At 73.6% G+C, this 493-nt stretch carries 1 pseudogene; it reads right to left on the bottom strand.

Annotation, left to right across the window (positions count from 1 at the left end):
• Positions 1-62: 62 nt before the first annotated feature.
• A pseudogene (locus HUX53_RS38575) lies at positions 63-493 on the bottom strand (MBL fold metallo-hydrolase); the annotation flags it as partial.

Below are 493 nucleotides of genomic sequence, written 5' to 3'. Positions count from 1 at the left end.
GATCCAAGTCGTCACTGAGGGATGATCCCCGGTCCGGGCCGGATCCTCCAGTGGCCGTCCTGCTAGCCGAGATCCTCGGCGAGCATCAGCCACCCCTCTTCGACGGTCGCGGCCTCGGCCTGGATCTCGCGGAGCCGGCCGCCCACTTCCTGGAGCCTGCCGTAGTAGGCGGCGTGCGCGGTGAGCCGCTCGAGCAGGTCGGCCCCCTGCCCGGCGTCCATGGTGACGACGAGGCCGCCGGGCAGCGTGGTCCCGCCGGGGTGCAGTACCGCCAGATGGATGCCCGGGCACCGGCGGGCGATGTCGCGCAGCCCGCCGAACATCACGGTGTCGCCCGAGAGGTACATGACCAGACGGATCCGGCCGGAGCGGTCGCCGAACTCCAGCAGGCTCCCCATCACCGGCGGCAGCAGGCGCCGCGCCGGTCCCGGCGCGTGCCGGCCGGGCAGCGCGGTGACACGGACCAGCGAGTCGCCGCGCAGCAGGGTGTGGC

Origin of the sequence: Actinomadura sp. BRA 177 (assembly GCF_013372625.1) — a bacterium.
In the GTDB taxonomy this organism is placed as follows: domain Bacteria; phylum Actinomycetota; class Actinomycetes; order Streptosporangiales; family Streptosporangiaceae; genus Spirillospora.
This window is presented reverse-complemented; position numbering and strand designations above follow the sequence as displayed.